Raw genomic sequence first — 18,501 nt, forward strand, 5'->3', positions numbered from 1 at the left:
GTCACCAGATGCGTACGCGCTGCGCCGGCGGCAGGTACATCCGGTCGCCGGGCTGGACGTCGAAGGCGCGGTAGAAGTCGGGCTGGTTGCGCAGCGGGATGTTGGTGCGGGCGGCGCCGGGCGCGTGGACGTCGGTCTTCAGCCGGCGGATCAGCTCGGCGTCCAGCATCTTGACGCGGCGCGACTGCGCGTAGCCCATGTAGAAGCGCTGCTCGCCGCTGAGGCCGTCGATGACCGGCGCCGGCGCGCCGTGCAGCGAGCGCGTCCAGGCCTGGTAGGCGATCGCCAGGCCGCTGTTGTCGGCGATGTTCTCGTCGCGCGTCAGGGCGCCGTTGACGTGCTGGCCGGGCAGCGGGCTGAACTGGTCGTATTGGGCGGTCAGGCGCGCGATGCGGTCTTCGAAGGCCTGGTGGTCGGCCGTGCGCCACCAGTCGCGCAGGTTGCCGTCGCCGTCGTAGCGGGCGCCGTGATCGTCGAAGGCATGGCTGATTTCATGGCCGATGACGGCGCCGATGGCGCCATAGTTGACGGCGTCGTCGGCATCGGCGTCGAAGAATGGCGCTTGCAGCATGGCGGCCGGGAACACCACCTCGTTCAGCTGCGGGTTGTAGTAGGCATTGACGGTTTGCGGCGGCAGGCCCCATTCGGCGCGGTCGACCGGCCCGTCCAGCTTGCCGATCCTGCGCGCGTAGTCGGACTGGCGCCAGCGCAGCACGTTGCCCAGCAGGTCGTCGCGGCGCACCAGCAGCGCGCTGTCGTCGCGCCAGCGGTCCGGGTAGCCGATCTTGACCGTCAGCTTGGCCAGCTTGGCCTGCGCCGCGCGTTTGGTGTCCGGCCCCATCCAGTCGAGCTGGTCGATGTCGGCGCGGTAGGCGTCGAGCAGGTTGCGCACCAGCGCCGCCATGCGCTGCTTGCGCTCGGGCGGGAAGTACTGCCGCACATAGAGCTGGCCGAGCGCTTCGCCCAGCGTGTCGTTGATCAGGCGTACGCCGCGTTTCCAGCGCGGCGGCTGGGCCGCGGTGCCGCTCAGGGCCTGGCCATAAAACGCGAAATTGGCGTCGGCCGCCGCCCGGTTCAGGTAGGGCGCGCAGGCGTGCAGCAGCTGCCACTTGAAGTACGCTTGCAGCGTGGACAGCGGCGTGCGGTCCAGCAGCGCGGCCATGCCCTGGAAATAGCCGGGCTGGCCGATGATCAGCGGCGCGACAGTGTCTTGCAGGCCGGCCGCGCGCAGGTAGGCGCGCCAGTCGTAGCTGGGCGTCAGCGCGGCCAGCTGGGCCGGGGTGCGCGGGTTGTAGCTGGCTGCCGGGTCGCGCAGCTGCTCCGCCGTCCATTGCAGGCGCGCCAGTTGCTGTTCGAAGGCCAGCACGGCGCGCGCGTTGGCGTCGGCGTCGGCCACGCCGGCCAGCGTCAGCATCTGCGCCACGTGCCGCTGGTAGCGCTGCAGCAGGTCGGCGGCGCGGGCATCGTCCGGGCGCAGATAGTCGTCGCGGTCCGGCAGGCCCAGGCCGTCCTGGTCCAGCAGCAGCGCGTAGCGGGTGGCCTGGTGGCTGTCCTGGTCGACCGTCACGCTGTACAGCGCGCTGATGCCGAGTTGTTGCAGGTGGGCGATCAGTTGCGGCAGTTGCTGGCGGGTGGACAGCGCGTCCACCCGCGCCAGTTCTTCCCGCAGCGGCGTCAGGCCGAGTTGCTCCAGCCGGTCTTCGTCCATGTAGCTGGCGTAAAAGTCGGCCAGCCGGCGGCTGTCTGGTGTGGCGTCCGGCTGGGCGATGGCGTTGTCGAGCAGGGTGCGCAACTGCGGCAGCACCTGGTCGGCCAGTTGCTGGTAGGCGCCCCAGCTCGGCCGGTCAGGCGGGATGGCGGTGGTGGCCAGCCAGCGGCCGTTCATGTGCTGGAAAAAATCGTCCTGGCTGCGCACGGCGGGATCGATGGCCGCGCGGTCGATGCCGGCCGTCGGCGGCGGCGCGCCGCGGGCGCCGGCGGCGAATAGCAGGGGCACCAGGGGCAGCAGGCGCAGCAGGGGCAGCAGGCGTGGCGTCATGCGGCGGCGCTTCACGCAACTTCCACCATGACCAGCTCGGCATCCTCCAGCGCGGTGATGTGGGTGGTCTCGACGTTCAGGATCACCGCGCCGTCGCCGCTGGCCATGGTTTCGCCGTCGATGCCGATCTGGCCGGCGGCCACCACCAGGTAGGCCTGGCGGCCGCGCCCCAGCGCATGGCTGACCTGGTCGCCGGCCTTGAGCATGGCGTTCAGCACGCGGGCGTCGGCGTCAATCGGCAGCGCCTGCTCGTCGCCGGGCAGGCCGCTGGCCAGCACGGTGAAGCCGGCGCCCGGCGCGCGCGGAATCGGCCGGGTTTCCCAGCGCGGCGGCGCGTCCGGCACGCGCGGCTGCAGCCAGATCTGGTACAGCCGCAGCGGCACCTTGCCGTGGTTGGCTTCCGAGTGGCGGATGCCGGTGCCGGCGCTCATCACCTGCACCTCGCCGCCTTGCAACTGGCCGACCGAGCCGAGGCTGTCGCGGTGCTGCAGTAGGCCGTGCCGCACGTAGCTGACGATTTCCACCGCCCGGTGGCCATGCATCGGGAAGCCGGCGCCAACCGCCACCTCGTCGTCGTTCCACACGTAGAGCGGGCCCAGCGGGCTATGCTCGGGGTTGCCGGTGGCGTCCACCTTGAAGTGATAGCTGGCGCGCAGCCAGGGCAGGTTGTTACGGTCCAGTGATTTCGCGCGTCGATGTAAAAGCATGATGGTCTGTCTGATCAGGTAAAGCGACTTAACGCAGCAGCACGGCGCCGTCCTTGCCCGGCTGCTCGGCGTGGAGGACGGCGGCGGCGATGGCGTCCAGCGGATATTCGGCGGCCACGCGGAACAGCGCCGGCGCGGTGCGCGCCAGCCGCAGCGCGGTGGCGCGGTCGGCGTCGCGCTGGGCATCCGGCAGCGCCGGCCAGCGGCCGACCGAGACGCCGCCGATGCGCAGGTCGCGGGTGGAAAACGCCAGCGCCGGCACGCTCAGCGGCTGGCCCGACAGGTCGCCGTAGGACACCAGCGTGCCGCCGCCGTCCAGCAATGCCGCCAGCGTGCTGGCCACCGCGCCGCCGACCGGGTCCAGCGCCACCCTGAGCGGCATGCCCTGGGTGACGGCGTAGATGCGCTTGCTCCAGTCGGCCTGGTCGGTGCTGACAATGCCCATGTAGGGCGCCTGTTCCTGCAGCGCGGCGACGGCCGCGGCCGAGCGCACCACGCCCACCGCGCGGTAGCCGGCTTCGTGCAGCAGCTGGGCGGTCAGGCGGGCGACCGCGCCGCCGGCGGCCGACAGCGCCACCACGTCGCCGCGACGGGCGCCGGCGTCCTGCACCGCGCGGAACAGCAGCGCGGCGGTCAGCGGCGCCACGTGCAGCTGGGCGGCGGCGGCATCGGCGACGTCGTCCGGGGTGACCGTGACGAAGCGGGCCGGCGCGATCACCTTGTCGCTCCAGGCCCAGCGGGCCGGGAAGAAGGCCACGCGCGCGCCCGGCGCCAGCGCCGGATCGACGCCGGCGCCAACCGCCTCGATGACGCCGGCGCCCTCAAAACCGGGCCGGGCGCCGTCCACGCCGACCGGCGCGGTGTTGCCCGGCGCGCGGTAGCGGCCGCGCACGCCCAGCAGGTCGCCGGGGTGGATGGGCCGGTGCGTTACGCGGATCAGCACCTCGCCCTGCGACGGCGGCGGCAGTTCCGGCGCCTCGGTCAGGTGCAGGACCTCGGCCGGCTCGCCGTACTGGTGGTAGATGATGCTGCGCATGGGCCGTCTCCTTAGCGCAGCTTGGCGAAGCCGGCGCGCAGTTCGCGCACGAACAGCGCCGGTTGTTCAAACGCCGCGAAGTGGCCACCGCGCTCGACCTCGTTCCAGTAGATCATGTGCGGGTAGCTCTGCTCGGCCCACGAGCGCGGCGCGCGGTAGATCTCCTTCGGGAACACGCTGACCGCCACCGGCAGGTCGAGCCGGCCGCCGGAGAAACTCGATGGCGAGTTTTCCCAGTAGATGCGGGCCGAGGAGGCCGAGGTGTTGGTCAGCCAGTACAGCGAGATGTCGTCCAGCATTTCATCGCGCGTCAGCACATTCTCGACGTCGCCGCCGTTGTCGCTCCAGGCCTGGAATTTCTCGTAGATCCAGGCGGCCTGGCCGACCGGCGTCGAACTCAGCACCTCGCCCACGGTTTGCGGCCGCGTCGCCTGCTCGTTGAAGTAGCCGTATTCGCCGCTGAGGAAGCGGCCGACGCCGTCCACCGCGCGCTGCTCGTCGGCCGACAGCGTGGCCGGCATTTTTTCCGGGAACACAAACTGCCAGTTCAGGTGGATGCCGGCCAGGCCGGCCGGCTTGACGTGGCCGAGCGCGGTGGTGACGCCGGCGCCCCAGTCGCCGCCCTGCGCCACCCACTTGCTGTAGCCGAGGCGCGCCATCAGCGTGCCCCAGGCCTGGGCGATGCGCACCACGTTCCAGCCCTTGTCCCTGGGCTTGTCGGAGAAGCCGAAGCCGGGCAGCGACGGCACCACCACGTGGAAGGCGTCCTCGGCCTTGCCGCCGTGCGCGGTCGGATCGGTCAGCGGGCCGATCACCTTGAGGAATTCGAAGATCGAGCCGGGCCAGCCGTGGGTCAGGATCAGCGGCAGCGCGTTTTCGTGTTTCGAGCGCACGTGCAGGAAGTGGATGCCGACGCCGTCGATCTCGGTGCGGAACTGCGGGAAGGCGTTGAGGCGGGCCTCGGTGCGGCGCCAGTCGTAGCGCTGCTGCCAGTACCTGGCCACGTCCTGCATGCGCTTGAGTGGCACGCCTTGTGCCCAGTCGGGGCCGGTTTGCTGGTTGGGCCAGCGGGTCATCGACAGGCGCAGCTTGAGGTCGTCCAGTAGCGCCTGCGGCACATCCACGCGGAAGGGCGTGACGGCGCTGGTGGCGGGCGGCAGCGCCAGGCCTGGCGGCGCGGCGCGGCGCGCGGCCGCGGGTTTGCCGGTCAACAGCGCGCGGCGCGCTGGCTGGGTGGGTGTTGCTTGCATGGTGTTCTCCTGGGCTTAACGGACGGTGGCAAAGGCGCGGCGCAACTCGGCCGTGAACAGCGTCGGCTGCTCGAAGGCCGCGAAGTGGCCGCCGCGCGCCGCTTCGTTCCAGTAGTACAGCTTCGCGTACACGCGCTCGGCCCACTTGCGCGGCGGGTGGTACAGCTCGCCGGGGAACAGGCTGACCGCCACCGGCAGGTCCAGCTTTTGCGTCGCGAAATCGGTGGTGAAGCTTTCCGCGTACAGGCGCGCCGACGAGGCGCCGCTGTCGGTCAGCCAGTACAGGGAAATGTTGTCGAGCATGTCGTCCAGCGTCAGCACCGATTCCGGCTGGTGGTGGCTGTCGGTCCATTCGCCCAGCTTTTCGTAGATCCAGGCGGCTTGCGCCACCGGCGAGTCGGCCAGCGCGTAGCCGATGGTCTGCGGGCGCGTGCCCTGCAGCTTGGCGTAGCCGGATTTGCTGCCGTCAAACGCCACCAGTTGGGCGATGGTGGCCTGCTCTTCCTTGTCCGGTTCGCCTTCGATCGGCGGCGGGAACAGGATCGGCAGGTTGAGGTGGATGGCGGCCAGGCCGTCGGCGTGCTGCTTGGCCAGCCAGGTGGTGACGCCGGCGCCCCAGTCGCCGCCCTGCGCCACCCACTTCTTGTAGCCGAGGCGGCGCATCAAGGTGGCCCAGGCGCGGGCGATGTGCGGCAGGCCCCAGCCGGTGCTGGTCGGCTTGCCGGAGAAGCCGTAGCCCGGCAGCGACGGGATCACCACGTGGAAGGCGTCCTCGGCCTTGCCGCCGTGCGCGGTCGGGTCGACCAGCGGGCCGATGCTCTTGATGAATTCGAATACCGAGCCCGGCCAGCCGTGCGTCAGCACGATCGGCAGCGCGTTCGGGTGTTTCGAGCGCACGTGCAGGAAGTGGATGTCGAGGCCGTCGATGCGGGTGATGAACTGCGGGAAGGCGTTCAGCTTCGCTTCGGCTTGGCGCCAGTCATAGTGGTGCTGCCAGTGGTCGGCCAGCGCCTGCAGGCGCGCCAGCGGCAGGCCCTGGGACCAGTCCGGCACCAGTTCCTGGTCGGGCCAGCGCGTCATCGACAGGCGCAGCTTGAGGTCGTCCAGCGCGGCCTGCGGGATGGCGGCCTTGAACGGCTGCACGCCGGGCACGCTGGCCGGACGCTCGAAGGCGACCGGCTGGACGGGATTGGCGGCCGCGGCCGCCGAGACGGCCGCCGGCAGCAGGCTGGCGATGCCGCCGGCGGCGGCCGCCGCGGCGACACCGCGCAGCGCCGCGCGGCGCGAAGGGTCCGGATGCGGGAACTGGTCCATGGCGCGCTCCGCTTAAACCTGGGCCAGGCCGCCGTCGACGAACAGCTCGCTGCCGTTGACGAAGCTGGCGTCATCCGAGGCCAGGAACACCACCGCCTTGGCGATTTCCTCCGGTTCGCCGACGCGGCCCAGCGGCACTTGCGAGGCCAGGTAGTCCAGCAGGCCTTGCTGCGCGGCCGGGTCGTTGCCGGCCAGTTCCACCAGGCCCGGCGTGCGGATCGGGCCAGGGCTGACCACGTTGATGCGGATGCCGCGGTCCTTGACGTCCAGGATCCAGCTGCGCGCCAGGTTGCGCACGGCGGCCTTGCTGGCGCTGTAGATGCTGAAGGCGGCGGTGCCCAGCACGCCGGCGGTCGAGCTGGTCAGGATGACCGAGGCGCCCTTGGCCAGCAGCGGCAGCGCGCCCTGCACGGTGAAGGTCAGGCCCTTGACGTTGCGGTCGAAGGCGTCGTTGAAGTGTTCCTCGGTGATGCCGCCCAGCGGCGCCATCGAGCCGCCGCCGGCGTTGACGTACAGCACGTCGATGTGGCCGGCCTGGTCCTTGATGGTCTCGAACAGACGCTGCAGGTCGGCGCTGCTGGACGAGTCGGCCCGGATGCCGGTGGCGCCCGGCATGCCGGCGACAGCCTTGTCCAGCTCGGCCTGGCGGCGGCCGGTGAGGAAGACGCGCGCGCCCTCGGCGGCGAAACGCTGGGCGGTGGCCAGGCCGATGCCGCTGGTGCCGCCGGTGACCACTGCTACTTTGCCTTGAAGCTTGCTCATGATGGAACTCCTTCGTATTGGGTTAGTTGATGGAACCCAGTGTAGGTTGTGCAGCAGGCTGTGTAAATTGGGAGAAAGTGGAATCACTATCCATGTGGATGTACAATAAATGCTTTCTGACCGGGGAGCATGCATGGATCAATTACTCGCGTTGCGCATATTCGTACGGATCGCCGAGGCCGGCACCTTCGGCAAGGCGGCCGACCAGCTCAACATGCCGCGCTCGACCGCCAGCAAGCTGCTGCAGGACCTCGAGGACCATCTGGGCACGCGGCTGATCCACCGCACCACGCGCACCATCACCGTCACGCCGGAGGGCGCGCAGTACTACGAGCGCGCGCGCCGCCTGCTGGGCGACCTGGAGGACATGGACACAGCCACGCGCCAGACGCGTGCCCAGCCCAAGGGCCGGCTGCGCATCGACATCGGCTCGATCCACGCCAACCAGTTGCTGCTGCCGGCGCTGCCGCGCTTCCAGGCGGCCTACCCGGACATCGAGCTGCGGGTGGGCGTCAGCGACCGTCCCACCGACCTGATCAGCGAAGGCATCGACTGCGTGATCCGTGGCGGCGCGCTGGCCGACACCACGCTGATCGCGCGCAAGCTGTGCGAGATGGAGTTTGTCACCTGCTGCCACGCCTCGTACATCGAGCAGCACGGGCGGCCGTCGCGGCCCGAGGACATCGAGCAGCACCACCGCATCGTCGGCTATTTTTCCTCGCTGACCGGCAAGGTGTTTCCGCTGCGCTTCACGCGCGGCGAGCAGAGCGTGGAGATCCACGGCCACGCGGCGGTGGCGGTCAACGAGAGCACCGCGCACCTGAGCGCGCTGACCACCGGCATGGGCATCGGCCAGACCTTCCGCTGGTTCGTGCGCGACATGATCGAGCGCGGCGACATGGTGGCGCTGCTGGAGGACTGGCAGCCGCCGCGCCACCCGCTGTACATCATGTACCCGCCCAACCGCCACCTGAACGCCACGGTGCGGGTGTTTGTCGACTGGGCGGTGCAGCTGTTCGCGGCGGTCGACGACCGCGCGCTGGCTAGCGCAGGAAGTCGTTGAGGTAGCGCGCCAGCTTGTCCGGCTGCTCATCCGGGATGAAGTGGCCGCTGTCGGCGAACTTGACCACCTGGTGGTTGGTGCTCTTGTTGGCCAGCGTGGCCTTCAGCCATTCGTAGCCGGGGCCGCCGATGGCCAGCACCGGCATGGTGATCGGCGCATACTGTTCATTGTCCAGGATGTCCTGCGGGAAGGCCTGGTACCAGCCGTCGCCGGCGCGGATGGCGTCGCGGCGGTCGTAGGCGGCGGCGTAGACGGCGCGGTCCAGCAGGTCCATTTTGCTTTCGTCCTGCATCAGGTAGCGGAACATCCACGCCTGCAGCAGCCAGGAGCGGCCCTCCAGCAGCTCTTCCGGCAGGCCCTTGACCTGGTGGAAGGCGAACCACCAGACGTAGGCGTGCTTCTCGTCCAGCCGGTCGCTGAAGGTGCCGGCTGCCGGCAGCAGCGGCCAGGTGGCCAGGCCGGCGTCCGGCGGCGCCACGTCCAGCAGCACCAGCTTGTTGGTGGCCTGCGGGAAGCGGGCGGCGTAGCTGTAGGCGACCATCGAGCCGATGTCGTGGCCGACGATGTCGGCCTTCGTATAGCCGAGTTCGACCAGCAGTTCGTGGATGTCGCCGGCCATGGTTTTTTTCTCGTAGCCGCCGGCCGGCTTGTCGGAGCTGCCCATGCCGCGCAGGTCGACCGCGATCACCGTGTGATGTTTGGCCAGCGCCGGCATGATCTTGTGGAACGACCACCAGGTTTGCGGCCAGCCCGGCAGCAGCACCAGCGGCGGGCCCTCGCCGCCGATCACGTAATGCAGGCGCACGCCGTTGACCAGCGCCTCGCTGTTGCGAAAACCGGGCAGGTGCCTGACCAGCGCGGCGTCGGTGAGCTGCGCGGCCGGCACGTCCGGCCGGACCGGCGCCGCGCCGGCCGCGCCGGCCGCCAGCAGGGCCGCCGCCAGCGTGGCGGCCCGCACAAGTTGTTTCAGCATGGTGTTCCCCTCAGTGTGGATGGATGAGGGGGCAGTCTAGGCCGGCCGTCGCCGCCTGCCATCGGCAGAAAGTCGGGCCACTATCCATGGCCTTGCACAATCGTCAGGCCTCGGCGTAGGCGCGGCGCGCTGGCAGCCGCAGCGTGATGGTGGTGCCGCGCCCCATCTCGCTGCGGATGTCCAGCGTGCCGCCGGCTTCGGCCGCGCGCTCGCGCATGCCGGTCAGGCCGAAGTGGCCGGGACGGTGGCCGCGCGCGTAGACCTCGGCGCTCATGCCGCAGCCATGGTCGCTGACCTGCAGCGTGAACTGGCGCGCGGCGTAGTCCAGCTCCACCGTCACCTGTTCGCTGCGGGCGTGGCGGAAGGCGTTCAGCATCGCTTCGCGGCCGATGGCGTAGGCCTCGGCGGCGGCGGCGCCCAGCAGCGGCTGCGGCGTGCCGTTGACCGCCAGCGTGAAGCGCGTGTGGTAGCGCGGCGCAAAGATGTGGCCGATGGCGGTCAGCGCGGTTTCCAGGTCGCCGCCCAGCTCGTGGTTCAGGCGCAGCGCCAGCACCTGCTCGCGGCCCTCGGCCAGCGCGGTGTCGGCGTGGTCGAGGGCGCGGCGGATCTTGTCGCGCAGCGGATCGGCGGCCGGCAGCTCGTGGCGGATCAGGTCGAACTGCATCATCAGCGCCTGCACGGTTTGCAGGAAGTGGTCGTGCAGCGTGCGGGCGATGCGCTCGCGCTCGCGCAGCCGCTCGCGCAGGCGGTCGGTCAGGCGCGCGGTCACCAGCGCGATGCGCCACCAGTACAGCAGCCCGGCCAGCAGCAACAGCAGCAGCCCGCACAGCAGCTTGAACCACGGCGTCTGCACGAAGGCCGGCTCGATGCGGAAGGCGAAGCTGGCCGGCGCCGCGCTCCACACGCCGTCCTCGTTGGCGGCCAGCACCTCGAAGCGGTAGTTGCCCGGCCCCAGGTTGGTGTAGATGGCCGAGCGGCGGGCGCTGGCGTCGCGCCATTCCTGCTCCTGCCCCAGCAGGCGGTAGCGGAAGCGCACCCGCTCGGGAATGCCCAGCACGGCGGCGCTGAACTCCAGCTCCAGGTTGCTGGTGCGCTGCGGCAGCACCAGGCCGGGCAGGGCGTCGTAGCGGCGCTGGTCGGTGCGCAGCGCCGTCACCTGCGCGCTCGGCGCCTGGGTGTTGCGCAGGATGTGGGCCGGATCGACCCAGCCGACGCTGGTGGAAGTGGCGTACCACAGCCGCCCGTCCGGCGCCTCGCTCAGCGCCGACAGCGGCCGCACCTGCGACGGCTTGCCCTCGTGGCCGTCCAGATAGTTGAAGCGGTCCAGCGCGTAGCGGTGGCTGGCCATGCCGGCCGCCAGGGCGGCGCCGGTGATGCGGGTCAGGCCGTCGGCGCCGTGCAGCCACAGTTCGCCGCCGCGGGTGAACACCAGCGCGGCGGCGGCGCCCAGCGGCTGCCCCTGGGCGTCCAGCGCGGCGGTGAAGCGCCCGCCCTCCATCACCGCCACGCCCTGGTCGCCGGCCACCCACAGCCGGCCCTGGTGGCTGGCGATGGCGGCCACGTTGCCGACCGCCAGGCCATCGGCCGGCCCGTACTCGCGCACGGACTGGCCGTCGAACAGCGCCAGCCGGTTGGCCGGATAGCCGAACCAGGCGCGGCCGGGCGCCTCGTTGTACAGCGACACCGGCGTGCGCCGCGCCAGCGCCGGGTTGCCGCCGCCGGCCTGCCAGTGGCCGTCCTGGAACAGGTGGGCGCCGTTGTGCACCACCGACACCCACATCCGTCCGTGGCCGTCCATCGCCAGCGCCTGCACGTCGTTGCCGCGCAGGCCGGGCGGCAGCGGCCATTCCTTCCAGCGGCCGTTTTCGCCGCGCCACAGCGCGGCGTTGTTGGCTAGCCAGACGCTGCCGTCCGGAGCGCGCAGGGTGGCGGTGATGTTGCTGGCCGGGACCGCCAGCTTGCTGCCGTCGGGCCGCAGGCCGAAGGTGGCCACCAGGTAGTCGCCGTTGGTGCGGTGGTTGCCGATCCAGACGGTGCCGTCGCCACCGGTCTGCACGCTCAGCTGGCGCAGCATGTTGGGCGGCAGCGGGATGGTGGTCAGGCGCGATTCGCGGATGCGGTCGACGCCGTTTTCGGTGGTCAGCCAGAGGTTGCCCTCGCGGTCGTCCATGGCGTGGTAGACCTGCTTGCCGCTCAGGCTGTTGAGGCCGGTGAACGGGTAGCTGAGCCGGCCGTCCGGCGCGGCCAGCGCCAGGCCGGCGTCGGTATTGATCCACAGCGCGCCGCGCGCGTCGAGGAAGGGATCGGCGCCCGGGTCGCGGGTCGGCAGCGGCAGCGGCGTGACGGTGTCGCCGCGCGACGAATAGCGATAGAACGCGCGCTGGCGGTCGACCAGCAGGGCGTCGCCGTTGGGCAGCAATTGGTGCGCCTCCATGTGGCGGCCGCCAGCCACCTTGCGGAAGCGGGCGCCGTCCACGGTGCTGCGGTACAGGCCGTCCGGATTGTCGACCAGCAGGCTGCCGTCGGGCAGGTCGGTGAAATAGTGGACATTGCCCGGCGGCAGACCGTCGGCCGCGCCGATGTGGCGCCAGCGCTGGCCGTCGAGGCGGTACAGGCCCTCGCTGGTTGACATCCAGATGCTGCCGTCGCGGGTGCGGGCGATGTGGTAGACGGTGCGGATCGAGGCGCCGTCGTCGGCGCCGTAGTGGCGCGCGGTGCCCTGGTCGAACACGCTGATGCCGCCGAAGTTGTAGCCCACCCACAGCGCGTTGCCGACCGCCAGCACGGCGTTGGTGTTGAGCGAGCGCAGCGGGTTGCTGTCGATCGCCGTCAGCCGCTCGAAGCGCACGCCGTCAAAGCGGTACAGGCCGTCGGTGGCGGCAAACCACAGCATGCCGCGCGCGTCCTGGGTCATGCCGTAGACGGCAGTGGGGGCGCCGCTCTCGCGGGTCCAAGCCTTGTGCAGCAGGGAGCTTTGCCAGTAGGGGCGTGGCGGCGGCTCGGCCGCGTGGGCGCACGCGGCCAGCCAGAGGATGGCGGCAAACAGGGAACGGAGCATTGCGTTGTGGATGAAAAAATCGCGGAATTATCGATGCTACCTTTTTTTATTCATTTTTCCCTACTCTTAGGAGGAGTTTTTCGATAAAAATTTTGCGATAAAATGGTCATGCCGATGAAAAAACCGTAAGTAGATATGGATTTGTCACTGGTCCGCGTGATGATCGCGGACGACCACCCGATGATGCGCGACGGCATCGCCAACACGCTGCTGGCCCACGGCGCCTTCGACATCGTCGGCAGCGCCGCCGACGGCGAGCAGGCGCTGGCACTGTACCAGCGGCTGCGGCCCGACGTCGCCTTGATCGACCTGCAGATGCCGGTCATGGACGGGCTGGAGGCGATCCGCGCCATCCGCGCCCATGATCCCGACGCGCGCCTGATCGTGCTGTCCACGTATTGCGGCGACGCCCGCATCGCCGCCGCGCTCAAGGCCGGCGCCCGCACCTACCTGATGAAGAATGTCCACGGCGCCGAGTTGGCCGCCACCGTGCGCGAGGTGCACGAGGGCTGGCATGTGCTGCCCAGCACGGTGCGCCAGGAGATCGCCGCGCAGTACACTGGCAACACGCCATCGTCGCGCGAGCTGGCCGTGCTGCGGCTGGCGTCGGCCGGCAAGTCCAACCGCGAGATCGCCTCGTCGCTGGTGATCAGCGAGGCCACCGTCAAGGCACACATGAGCACGCTGCTGATGAAGCTGGGCGCGGCCGACCGCGCGCACGCGGTGGCGCTGGCCACCAAGCGTGGTTTTATCGAGCTGTAAGCGCTGTCATTTTTTTGTAATCCCGGCGTCATTCAGTCGTCATCCCTGGGTTTCTATAGTGAGGTCTGCACTCACTCACCAGGAGAAAATGATGTCAGAGCAACCGGAAAACCTTCACCGCCGCACTACCTTGCTGCAGGCCGCGCGCCTGTCCGTGGCCGGCACGCTGGCCGTCTCGGGCGCCGGCGCCGCGCTGGCCAGCCCGGCCGCGCCGACCGCCGACCAGGACGCGTCGGCCGAAAAAGCCATCGACACGCTGGAAGGCACCTATGGCAAGCACCGCGGGCTGCGCCGCAACCACACCAAGGGCATCGGCGCGCAGGGCACGTTCATCGGCAACCCCAAGGTGGCGGCGCCGTTTTCGCGCTCGCTGCTGTTCTCGGGCAAGCCGATCGCCGTAGTGGCGCGCTTCTCCATCGCCGGCGGCAACCCGGTGGTGGAGGACAAGGAAAAAAGCACGCGCGGCCTCGGCCTGGAGTTCCGCCTGCCGGACGGCAGCATGCACCACATCACCATGCTGAACACGCCGATGTTCTTCGCCCGCATGCCGGCCACCTTCATCGCCAAGTTCGCCGCCGTCAAGCCCGATCCGGCCACCGGCAAGCCGGTGCCGTCGGTGGTCAAGCATTTCAACGACACCCATCCGGACGCGGCCGCGCAGACCCTGTTCCTGACCGAGCACAATCCGCCACCCAGCTATGCCCATAGTGCGTTCTACGGCATCCACACCTTCAAGTTCGTCAACCAGGCCAACCAGGTGACGCTGGTGCGCTGGCGCTTCGTGCCGCACGACGGCGAAAAGAGCCTGAGCGACGCCGAGATGGCGACGGCGCCGACCGACTTCCTGTACGCGGCGCTGAGCGAGCGCATCAAGAAGGGGCCGATCAAGTGGGACATGCTGGTGTCGATCGGTGAGCCGGGCGATTCGGAAACCGACCCCACCATCCTGTGGCCGAAGGAGCGCAAGGAAATCAACGTCGGCACGCTGACGCTGACCTCGATCGCGCCAGCGGAAACGGCGGCCAGCAACCGCATCAACTTCGACCCGCTGGTGATGGCCGACGGCATCTTGCCGACCGAGGATCCGATCCTGCTGTTCCGTTCGCCGTCCTACGCCTACTCGTACTCGCGCCGCCAGAGCGAAGGCTGAGGCCACCCCGCAACCTTCAGCGATACACCCGCCTCACCACTTAGGGGTCGGACCCCGCATGGGGTCCGACCCCGCCTGGCCGTGCGGGGTCGCGGCCGGTCAGGCCCGCGCCTCCAGCAACTGCACTTCGCGCGCCGCCAGCAGCGGCAGCGCGCGCGTCACCACCAGCGACTGGTAATGCGCCGACTGCCGGTGCGCCTCCAGTGCCGCCGCGTCGCGATAGTGCTCCAGCAGCAGCAAGCTGTGCGGCGAGTCCACACCCCGGTAGACCTCGTAGCCAAGGCAGCCCGGTTCCGCCAGCGTCTGCGGCCGCACCTGCGCCAGCAGCGCCAGTACATCGCCGAGCTTGCCGTCCACCGGCTGCCAGCGCGCCACCACGGTGATCACGCCGGCGCTCATTGCGCTGCCCCTTGCAGTGCCTTGACGATTTCCTTCGCCAGCGCGCCGCCCGAGGCCGGGTTCTGGCCGGTCATCAGGCGGCCATCGACCACCACGTTTTCCTGCCACACCGCAGCGGCGGCGTAGTCGGCGCCCTCGGCGCGCAGCGCGGCCTCCAGGTTGAACGGCACGTCGGCCTGCGCGTAACCGGCTTCCTCCTCGTCCGAGAACGAGGTCAGCTTGCGGCCGTAGACCAGCGGCGTGCCGTCCTCCAGCTTGACGCCGAGCAGGGCGGCCGGGCCGTGGCAGACGGCGGCGACGATCTTGCCGGCGTTCCAGGCCCGCAGCACGGCAGCCTGGATCTCGGGGTTGCGGGCGATGTCCACCATCGGGCCGAGGCCGCCGGGGAAGAAGATGGCGTCGTAGTCGCGCACGTCCACCTCGCTCAGCTTGCGGCTGTGGTTCAGGCGGCGGATGGCGGCGCTGTTGCGGAACGCCAGCTGGGCCGGGTCGGCGGCGTCGTAGCCGTCTTCCGGAATCGCGCCGCCCAGCAGCGAGGCGTACTCCACCGCCACGCCGGCGTGGTCGAACACCTCGTACGGGTGGGCGACTTCGGGGAAGAAATAGCCGGTGGCGCGCTGGTGCGGGCCGATCTCGGCGGCGTTTGTCAAAATAAACAGTACGTGTTTGGTATTCATGGCAAGCTCCTTGGTGGGTTAAGAATCCGCGCAACGTCGCGGTTGAAATCACTATAGGCGCCTGTAGCCGGCGGGGGTAGATGCTGCTAGCATGACGCAATGTCAAATAAATTAATACAATCATGAGCGAGCCCTCCCCCATCCTCGACGAGCTGCGCGCCATGGCGGTGTTCGCCACGGTGGTGCGCAGCGGCAGTTTTGCCGCCGGCGCGCGGGCGCTGGGCCTGACCCGCGCCGTGGTCAGCCACCACATCCGCGCGCTGGAGGGCAAGCTGGGCGTACCGCTGGCCCAGCGCAGCACGCGCAGCTTCAGCCTGACGCCGGCCGGCGAAGCCTTCCGCGTGCATTGCGAGCGCCTGCTGGACGAGGCCAACGACGGCATCCGCGGCATGGAATTGCTGCGCGCCGAACCGCGCGGCGAGGTGCGCATCACCTGCTCGCACCACTTCGGCAGCAAGCGCATCCTGCCGGCGCTGCTGGCATTCCGGCGCCGCTATCCGGCGATCCGGCTGCACGTGTCGATGAACGACGCCAATGTCGACCTGGTGCAGCAGGGCATCGAGCTGGCGGTGCGGGCCGGGCCGCTGGCCGATTCGTCGCTGGTGGCGCGGCGGCTGGTGCGCGAGCCGACCATGCTGTGCGCGTCGCCGGCCTATCTGCGCCGCTACCGCGCGCCGCTCAACGCGGCCGAGTTGGAGCAGCATCGCTGGGTGGTCTATCCGCCCAGCCAGCGCGGGCTGACGCTGCGCCTGGACGGGCGGGAGACGCAGGTGGCGGTGCGCGGCGACGTGGTGACCGACAGCGCGGCGTCGCGGCTGGCGTTTGTGCTGGCCGGCGAAGGCATCGCCCGCCTGCCGGCGTATGACGCCGCCGCGTTGCTGGCCTCGGGCGAGCTGGTGCGGGTGCTGCCGGAAGCCGAGACGGCGGCGCTGGACATCTACCTGGTCCACTCGCAGCGCATCGGCCCCAGCGCCCGCCTGCTGCGCGACTTCCTCCTTGACGCCGCCCGCGAGGAAACGCACGGCGCCTGAGCCGCGTCTTTACGCAGATTTACGTGGTTTTTTGTGACAAATGACGGATGCGTAATGTATTTCCATGTGGAAATTTGCTAGCATAGACTGGCCTTCCTCCCATCCGTCTCCGCGAGAGTTGCCATGCAAGATTTCCACCGCACCAAGCGCCTGCTGGCGTTGCCGCTGACCGGTATCGCCGCGCTGTTGAGCGCCTGCGGCGGCAGCGCCGATAGCGCCGCCATTGTCGCGCAGAGTGCCGCGCCGCTGGCCACCGCCACCACGGTGTTGCAGCTCGATCCCGGCACGCTGGCGGCGGCCGACGCCCAGCAGTTCGCGCTGCCGGCCTATCACATGGCGCCGGTGCTGCTGGACACGCCAGCCGACACCGCGTCCGGCGAGGCCGCCACCACCGTCCACACGCAGACCGTACCGGCCCAGTTCCGCCGCCTGGACTCGCGCCGCCTGACGGTGCAAGCGCTGCGCCAGGCGCAGGCCTTGCGCAGTGACACCGCGCAGGCCGATGGCGACACGGACGGCTCGTCGGCCACGCCGCTGGCCAGCACCACCACGGTGGCCACCTACACGCCGGCGCAGATCCGCGCCGCCTATGGCCTGCCGACGCTGCCGTCCAGCTTCAGCAACCTGAGCGCCGCGCAGGCCGCCCAGCTGGGCGCCGGCCAGACCATCTACATCGTCGACGCCCAGCACAATCCGAACGTGGCGGCCGAACTGTCGGCGTTCAACGCCAAGTTCGGGCTGCCGGCGTGCGCCAGCAAGACCATCGCCACCAACGCCAGCCTGCCGCTGGCGACGGCGTCGTCGTCCGCCTGCGAATTGTCGGTGGTGTACAGCACCGCCGCCGGCGGCATGACCGCCAGCGCGCCGGCCTATGACGCCGGCTGGGCCACCGAGATCGCGCTGGACGTGCAATGGGCCCACGCCACCGCGCCGCTGGCGCGCATCGTGCTGATCGAAACGGCCAGCGCCTCGTACGACAACCTGCTGGGGGGCGTGCGCCTGGCCAACAACCTCGGTGCGGGCATCGTCTCGATGAGCTTTGGCGGCAGCGAGAGCAGCGGCACCAGCGCCGCCGACAGCGTCTTCTCGGCCGCCAACATGACCTACCTGGCCGCCACCGGCGACTCGGGCGCCGGCGTGGCCTGGCCGTCGGTGTCGCCGAAGGTGCTGGCGGTGGGCGGCACCACGCTGAGCTACAGCGGCGGCACCCGGTCGGAAGTGGTGTGGTCCGGCACCGGCGGCGGCGTCAGCGCCTACGTGGCCACGCCGGCCTACCAGAGCACGGCCGTGCCGGGCATGGGCGTGGCCCTGCGCCGCACTGTGGCGGACGTGGCCTTCAACGCCGATCCGAACAGCGGCCAGTACGTGGCGGTGATCCCGTCCGGCAGCGCCACCGTCAAATGGAGCAGCGTCGGCGGCACCAGCCTGGCGACGCCGCAATGGGCCGGCCTGATCGCCGTCGCCAACGCGCTGCGCGCCGTCAACGGCAAGGCCGCGCTGGCGACGCCGCACGCCGCGCTGTACACCAACATCGCCACCGTGCCGGGCACCTATGCCGCCAGCTTCGCCGACATCACCAAGGGCAGCCACGGCAGCTGCGGCGCCTGCGGCGGCGAGGTCGGCTACGACCAGGCCACCGGGCTCGGCACGCCCAACGCCACCGCGCTGCTGTCGACGCTGTCCGGCCTGACGGTGCAGACCGCGCCGGTGGTCACCTCCGCCACCATCAACGGCAAGGTGGGCACGGCGCTGAGCTTCACCGCGTCGGTCACGGCCAGCAACGCCGTCAGCTACACGCTGGGCGGCGCGCCGGCCGGCATGGCCATCAGCGGCGCAGGCGTGGTCAGCTGGGCGACGCCGGTGGCCGGCACCTATAACGTCACGGTCACCGCCAGGGACAGCAAGACCGGCCTGAGCGGGCAGGGCGTGTACACGGTGGTGATCGCCGCTGGCACGACCAGCACCACGACGGGCGTCAGCGGCGGTGGTCCGGTGATCAAGGCCAGCGCCATGAGCGGCGTGGCCGGGCGCGCGCTGAGCGGCACCATCAGCATCACCGACAACAGCAGCAAGTCGATCACGGTCAGCATCTCTGGCGCGCCGCTGGGCATGACCTTCCAGGTCAGCGGCATGCAAATCGTGGCCAACTGGGCGTCGCCGCAGACCGGCAGCTACACGCTGAAAGTGGTGGCCACCAACGGCAACGGCGCCAGCGCCGCGCTGTCGGTGCCGGTAACGATCAACGCCCGCTAACCCCCAACCGGGGTCAGTGCCGACATTC

At 70.1% G+C, this 18,501-nt stretch carries 15 protein-coding genes; 5 read left to right on the forward strand and 10 right to left on the reverse strand.

The genetic code is table 11. The features are described from left to right. Position 1: 1 nt before the first annotated feature. The 6 genes from FHW58_RS19845 to FHW58_RS19870 are packed head-to-tail and all read right to left on the reverse strand — an operon-like array spanning position 2 to position 7,110. Positions 2-2,053 (reverse strand): M13 family metallopeptidase, encoded by a 2,052-nt coding sequence (locus FHW58_RS19845; RefSeq protein WP_373996709.1) that lies wholly within the window; start codon positions 2,051-2,053, stop codon positions 2-4. After that, entirely contained in the window at positions 2,050-2,745 is a 696-nt protein-coding gene (locus FHW58_RS19850) for a pirin family protein (protein ID WP_179674899.1), read from the reverse strand. The genes FHW58_RS19845 and FHW58_RS19850 overlap by 4 nt, the downstream gene beginning before the upstream one ends. A 28-nt stretch (positions 2,746-2,773) precedes the next feature. Further along, the gene (locus tag FHW58_RS19855; RefSeq protein ID WP_179674900.1) at positions 2,774-3,781 is read right to left on the reverse strand and encodes a zinc-binding dehydrogenase; all 1,008 of its coding nucleotides are present in this window, start codon (positions 3,779-3,781) and stop codon (positions 2,774-2,776) included. 11 nt (positions 3,782-3,792) lie between these two features. Further along, positions 3,793-5,031, reverse strand: a complete 1,239-nt coding sequence (locus tag FHW58_RS19860) for an epoxide hydrolase family protein (protein WP_179674901.1) — start codon at positions 5,029-5,031, stop codon at positions 3,793-3,795. Between the two features lie 15 nt (positions 5,032-5,046). After that, positions 5,047-6,345, reverse strand: coding sequence for an epoxide hydrolase family protein (locus FHW58_RS19865; RefSeq protein ID WP_179674902.1), 1,299 nt, complete (start codon positions 6,343-6,345; stop codon positions 5,047-5,049). Between the two features lie 12 nt (positions 6,346-6,357). Continuing rightward, a complete protein-coding gene (locus FHW58_RS19870) occupies positions 6,358-7,110 on the reverse strand; it encodes an SDR family oxidoreductase (RefSeq protein ID WP_179674951.1) in 753 nt (250 codons plus the stop codon). A gap of 130 nt (positions 7,111-7,240) precedes the next feature. Between FHW58_RS19870 and FHW58_RS19875 the strand changes: the two genes are divergently transcribed. Then, the gene (locus FHW58_RS19875; RefSeq protein WP_179674903.1) at positions 7,241-8,170 is read left to right on the forward strand and encodes a LysR family transcriptional regulator; all 930 of its coding nucleotides are present in this window, start codon (positions 7,241-7,243) and stop codon (positions 8,168-8,170) included. On the opposite strand, the gene FHW58_RS19880 is transcribed toward FHW58_RS19875, so the two are convergent. Both FHW58_RS19880 and FHW58_RS19885 read right to left on the reverse strand, forming a co-directional pair. Then, complete coding sequence (locus FHW58_RS19880; protein ID WP_179674904.1) at positions 8,151-9,143, reverse strand: alpha/beta fold hydrolase; 993 nt, start codon at positions 9,141-9,143, stop codon at positions 8,151-8,153. The genes FHW58_RS19875 and FHW58_RS19880 overlap by 20 nt on opposite strands. Positions 9,144-9,246: 103 nt before the next feature. Then, complete coding sequence (locus FHW58_RS19885; RefSeq protein WP_179674905.1) at positions 9,247-12,201, reverse strand: sensor histidine kinase; 2,955 nt, start codon at positions 12,199-12,201, stop codon at positions 9,247-9,249. A 135-nt stretch (positions 12,202-12,336) separates the two neighbouring features. Here FHW58_RS19885 and FHW58_RS19890 point away from each other — a divergent pair, with 135 nt between their 5' ends. Together FHW58_RS19890 and FHW58_RS19895 are read left to right on the forward strand one after the other, a co-directional pair. After that, positions 12,337-12,963, forward strand: coding sequence for a response regulator transcription factor (locus tag FHW58_RS19890; protein WP_179674906.1), 627 nt, complete (start codon positions 12,337-12,339; stop codon positions 12,961-12,963). 91 nt (positions 12,964-13,054) lie between these two features. Next, positions 13,055-14,113: a catalase family peroxidase gene (locus FHW58_RS19895; RefSeq protein WP_179674907.1), complete on the forward strand. Its 1,059-nt coding sequence runs from the start codon at positions 13,055-13,057 to the stop codon at positions 14,111-14,113. A 99-nt stretch (positions 14,114-14,212) separates the two neighbouring features. Here the strand turns inward: FHW58_RS19895 and FHW58_RS19900 are convergent, their stop codons facing one another. After that, positions 14,213-14,512 carry a putative quinol monooxygenase gene (locus FHW58_RS19900; RefSeq protein WP_179674908.1) on the reverse strand — a complete coding sequence of 100 codons (300 nt, stop codon included), beginning with the start codon at positions 14,510-14,512 and terminating at the stop codon, positions 14,213-14,215. Beyond that, positions 14,509-15,189 carry a type 1 glutamine amidotransferase domain-containing protein gene (locus FHW58_RS19905; protein WP_179674909.1) on the reverse strand — a complete coding sequence of 227 codons (681 nt, stop codon included), beginning with the start codon at positions 15,187-15,189 and terminating at the stop codon, positions 14,509-14,511. Before FHW58_RS19905 ends, FHW58_RS19900 begins: the two co-directional genes overlap by 4 nt. Before the next feature lie 122 nt (positions 15,190-15,311). Between FHW58_RS19905 and FHW58_RS19910 the strand changes: the two genes are divergently transcribed. Both FHW58_RS19910 and FHW58_RS19915 read left to right on the forward strand, forming a co-directional pair. Next, positions 15,312-16,220: a LysR family transcriptional regulator gene (locus FHW58_RS19910; RefSeq protein WP_229265408.1), complete on the forward strand. Its 909-nt coding sequence runs from the start codon at positions 15,312-15,314 to the stop codon at positions 16,218-16,220. A 123-nt stretch (positions 16,221-16,343) separates the two neighbouring features. Further along, a complete protein-coding gene (locus FHW58_RS19915) occupies positions 16,344-18,473 on the forward strand; it encodes a S53 family peptidase (RefSeq protein ID WP_179674910.1) in 2,130 nt (709 codons plus the stop codon). Positions 18,474-18,501: the final 28 nt, after the last annotated feature.

This window comes from Duganella sp. 1224 (assembly GCF_013408245.1).
GTDB lineage: Bacteria > Pseudomonadota > Gammaproteobacteria > Burkholderiales > Burkholderiaceae_D > Rugamonas.

Coding starts and splice junctions, on each gene's coding strand:
- FHW58_RS19850 (WP_179674899.1), bottom strand. CDS start 2,745: ATGCTTTTACATCGACGCGCGAAATCACTGGACCGTAACAACCTGCCC.
- FHW58_RS19855 (WP_179674900.1), bottom strand. CDS start 3,781: ATGCGCAGCATCATCTACCACCAGTACGGCGAGCCGGCCGAGGTCCTG.
- FHW58_RS19860 (WP_179674901.1), bottom strand. CDS start 5,031: ATGCAAGCAACACCCACCCAGCCAGCGCGCCGCGCGCTGTTGACCGGC.
- FHW58_RS19865 (WP_179674902.1), bottom strand. CDS start 6,345: ATGGACCAGTTCCCGCATCCGGACCCTTCGCGCCGCGCGGCGCTGCGC.
- FHW58_RS19875 (WP_179674903.1), top strand. CDS start 7,241: ATGGATCAATTACTCGCGTTGCGCATATTCGTACGGATCGCCGAGGCC.
- FHW58_RS19880 (WP_179674904.1), bottom strand. CDS start 9,143: ATGCTGAAACAACTTGTGCGGGCCGCCACGCTGGCGGCGGCCCTGCTG.
- FHW58_RS19885 (WP_179674905.1), bottom strand. CDS start 12,201: ATGCTCCGTTCCCTGTTTGCCGCCATCCTCTGGCTGGCCGCGTGCGCC.
- FHW58_RS19890 (WP_179674906.1), top strand. CDS start 12,337: ATGGATTTGTCACTGGTCCGCGTGATGATCGCGGACGACCACCCGATG.
- FHW58_RS19895 (WP_179674907.1), top strand. CDS start 13,055: ATGTCAGAGCAACCGGAAAACCTTCACCGCCGCACTACCTTGCTGCAG.
- FHW58_RS19900 (WP_179674908.1), bottom strand. CDS start 14,512: ATGAGCGCCGGCGTGATCACCGTGGTGGCGCGCTGGCAGCCGGTGGAC.
- FHW58_RS19905 (WP_179674909.1), bottom strand. CDS start 15,189: ATGAATACCAAACACGTACTGTTTATTTTGACAAACGCCGCCGAGATC.
- FHW58_RS19910 (WP_229265408.1), top strand. CDS start 15,312: ATGAGCGAGCCCTCCCCCATCCTCGACGAGCTGCGCGCCATGGCGGTG.
- FHW58_RS19915 (WP_179674910.1), top strand. CDS start 16,344: ATGCAAGATTTCCACCGCACCAAGCGCCTGCTGGCGTTGCCGCTGACC.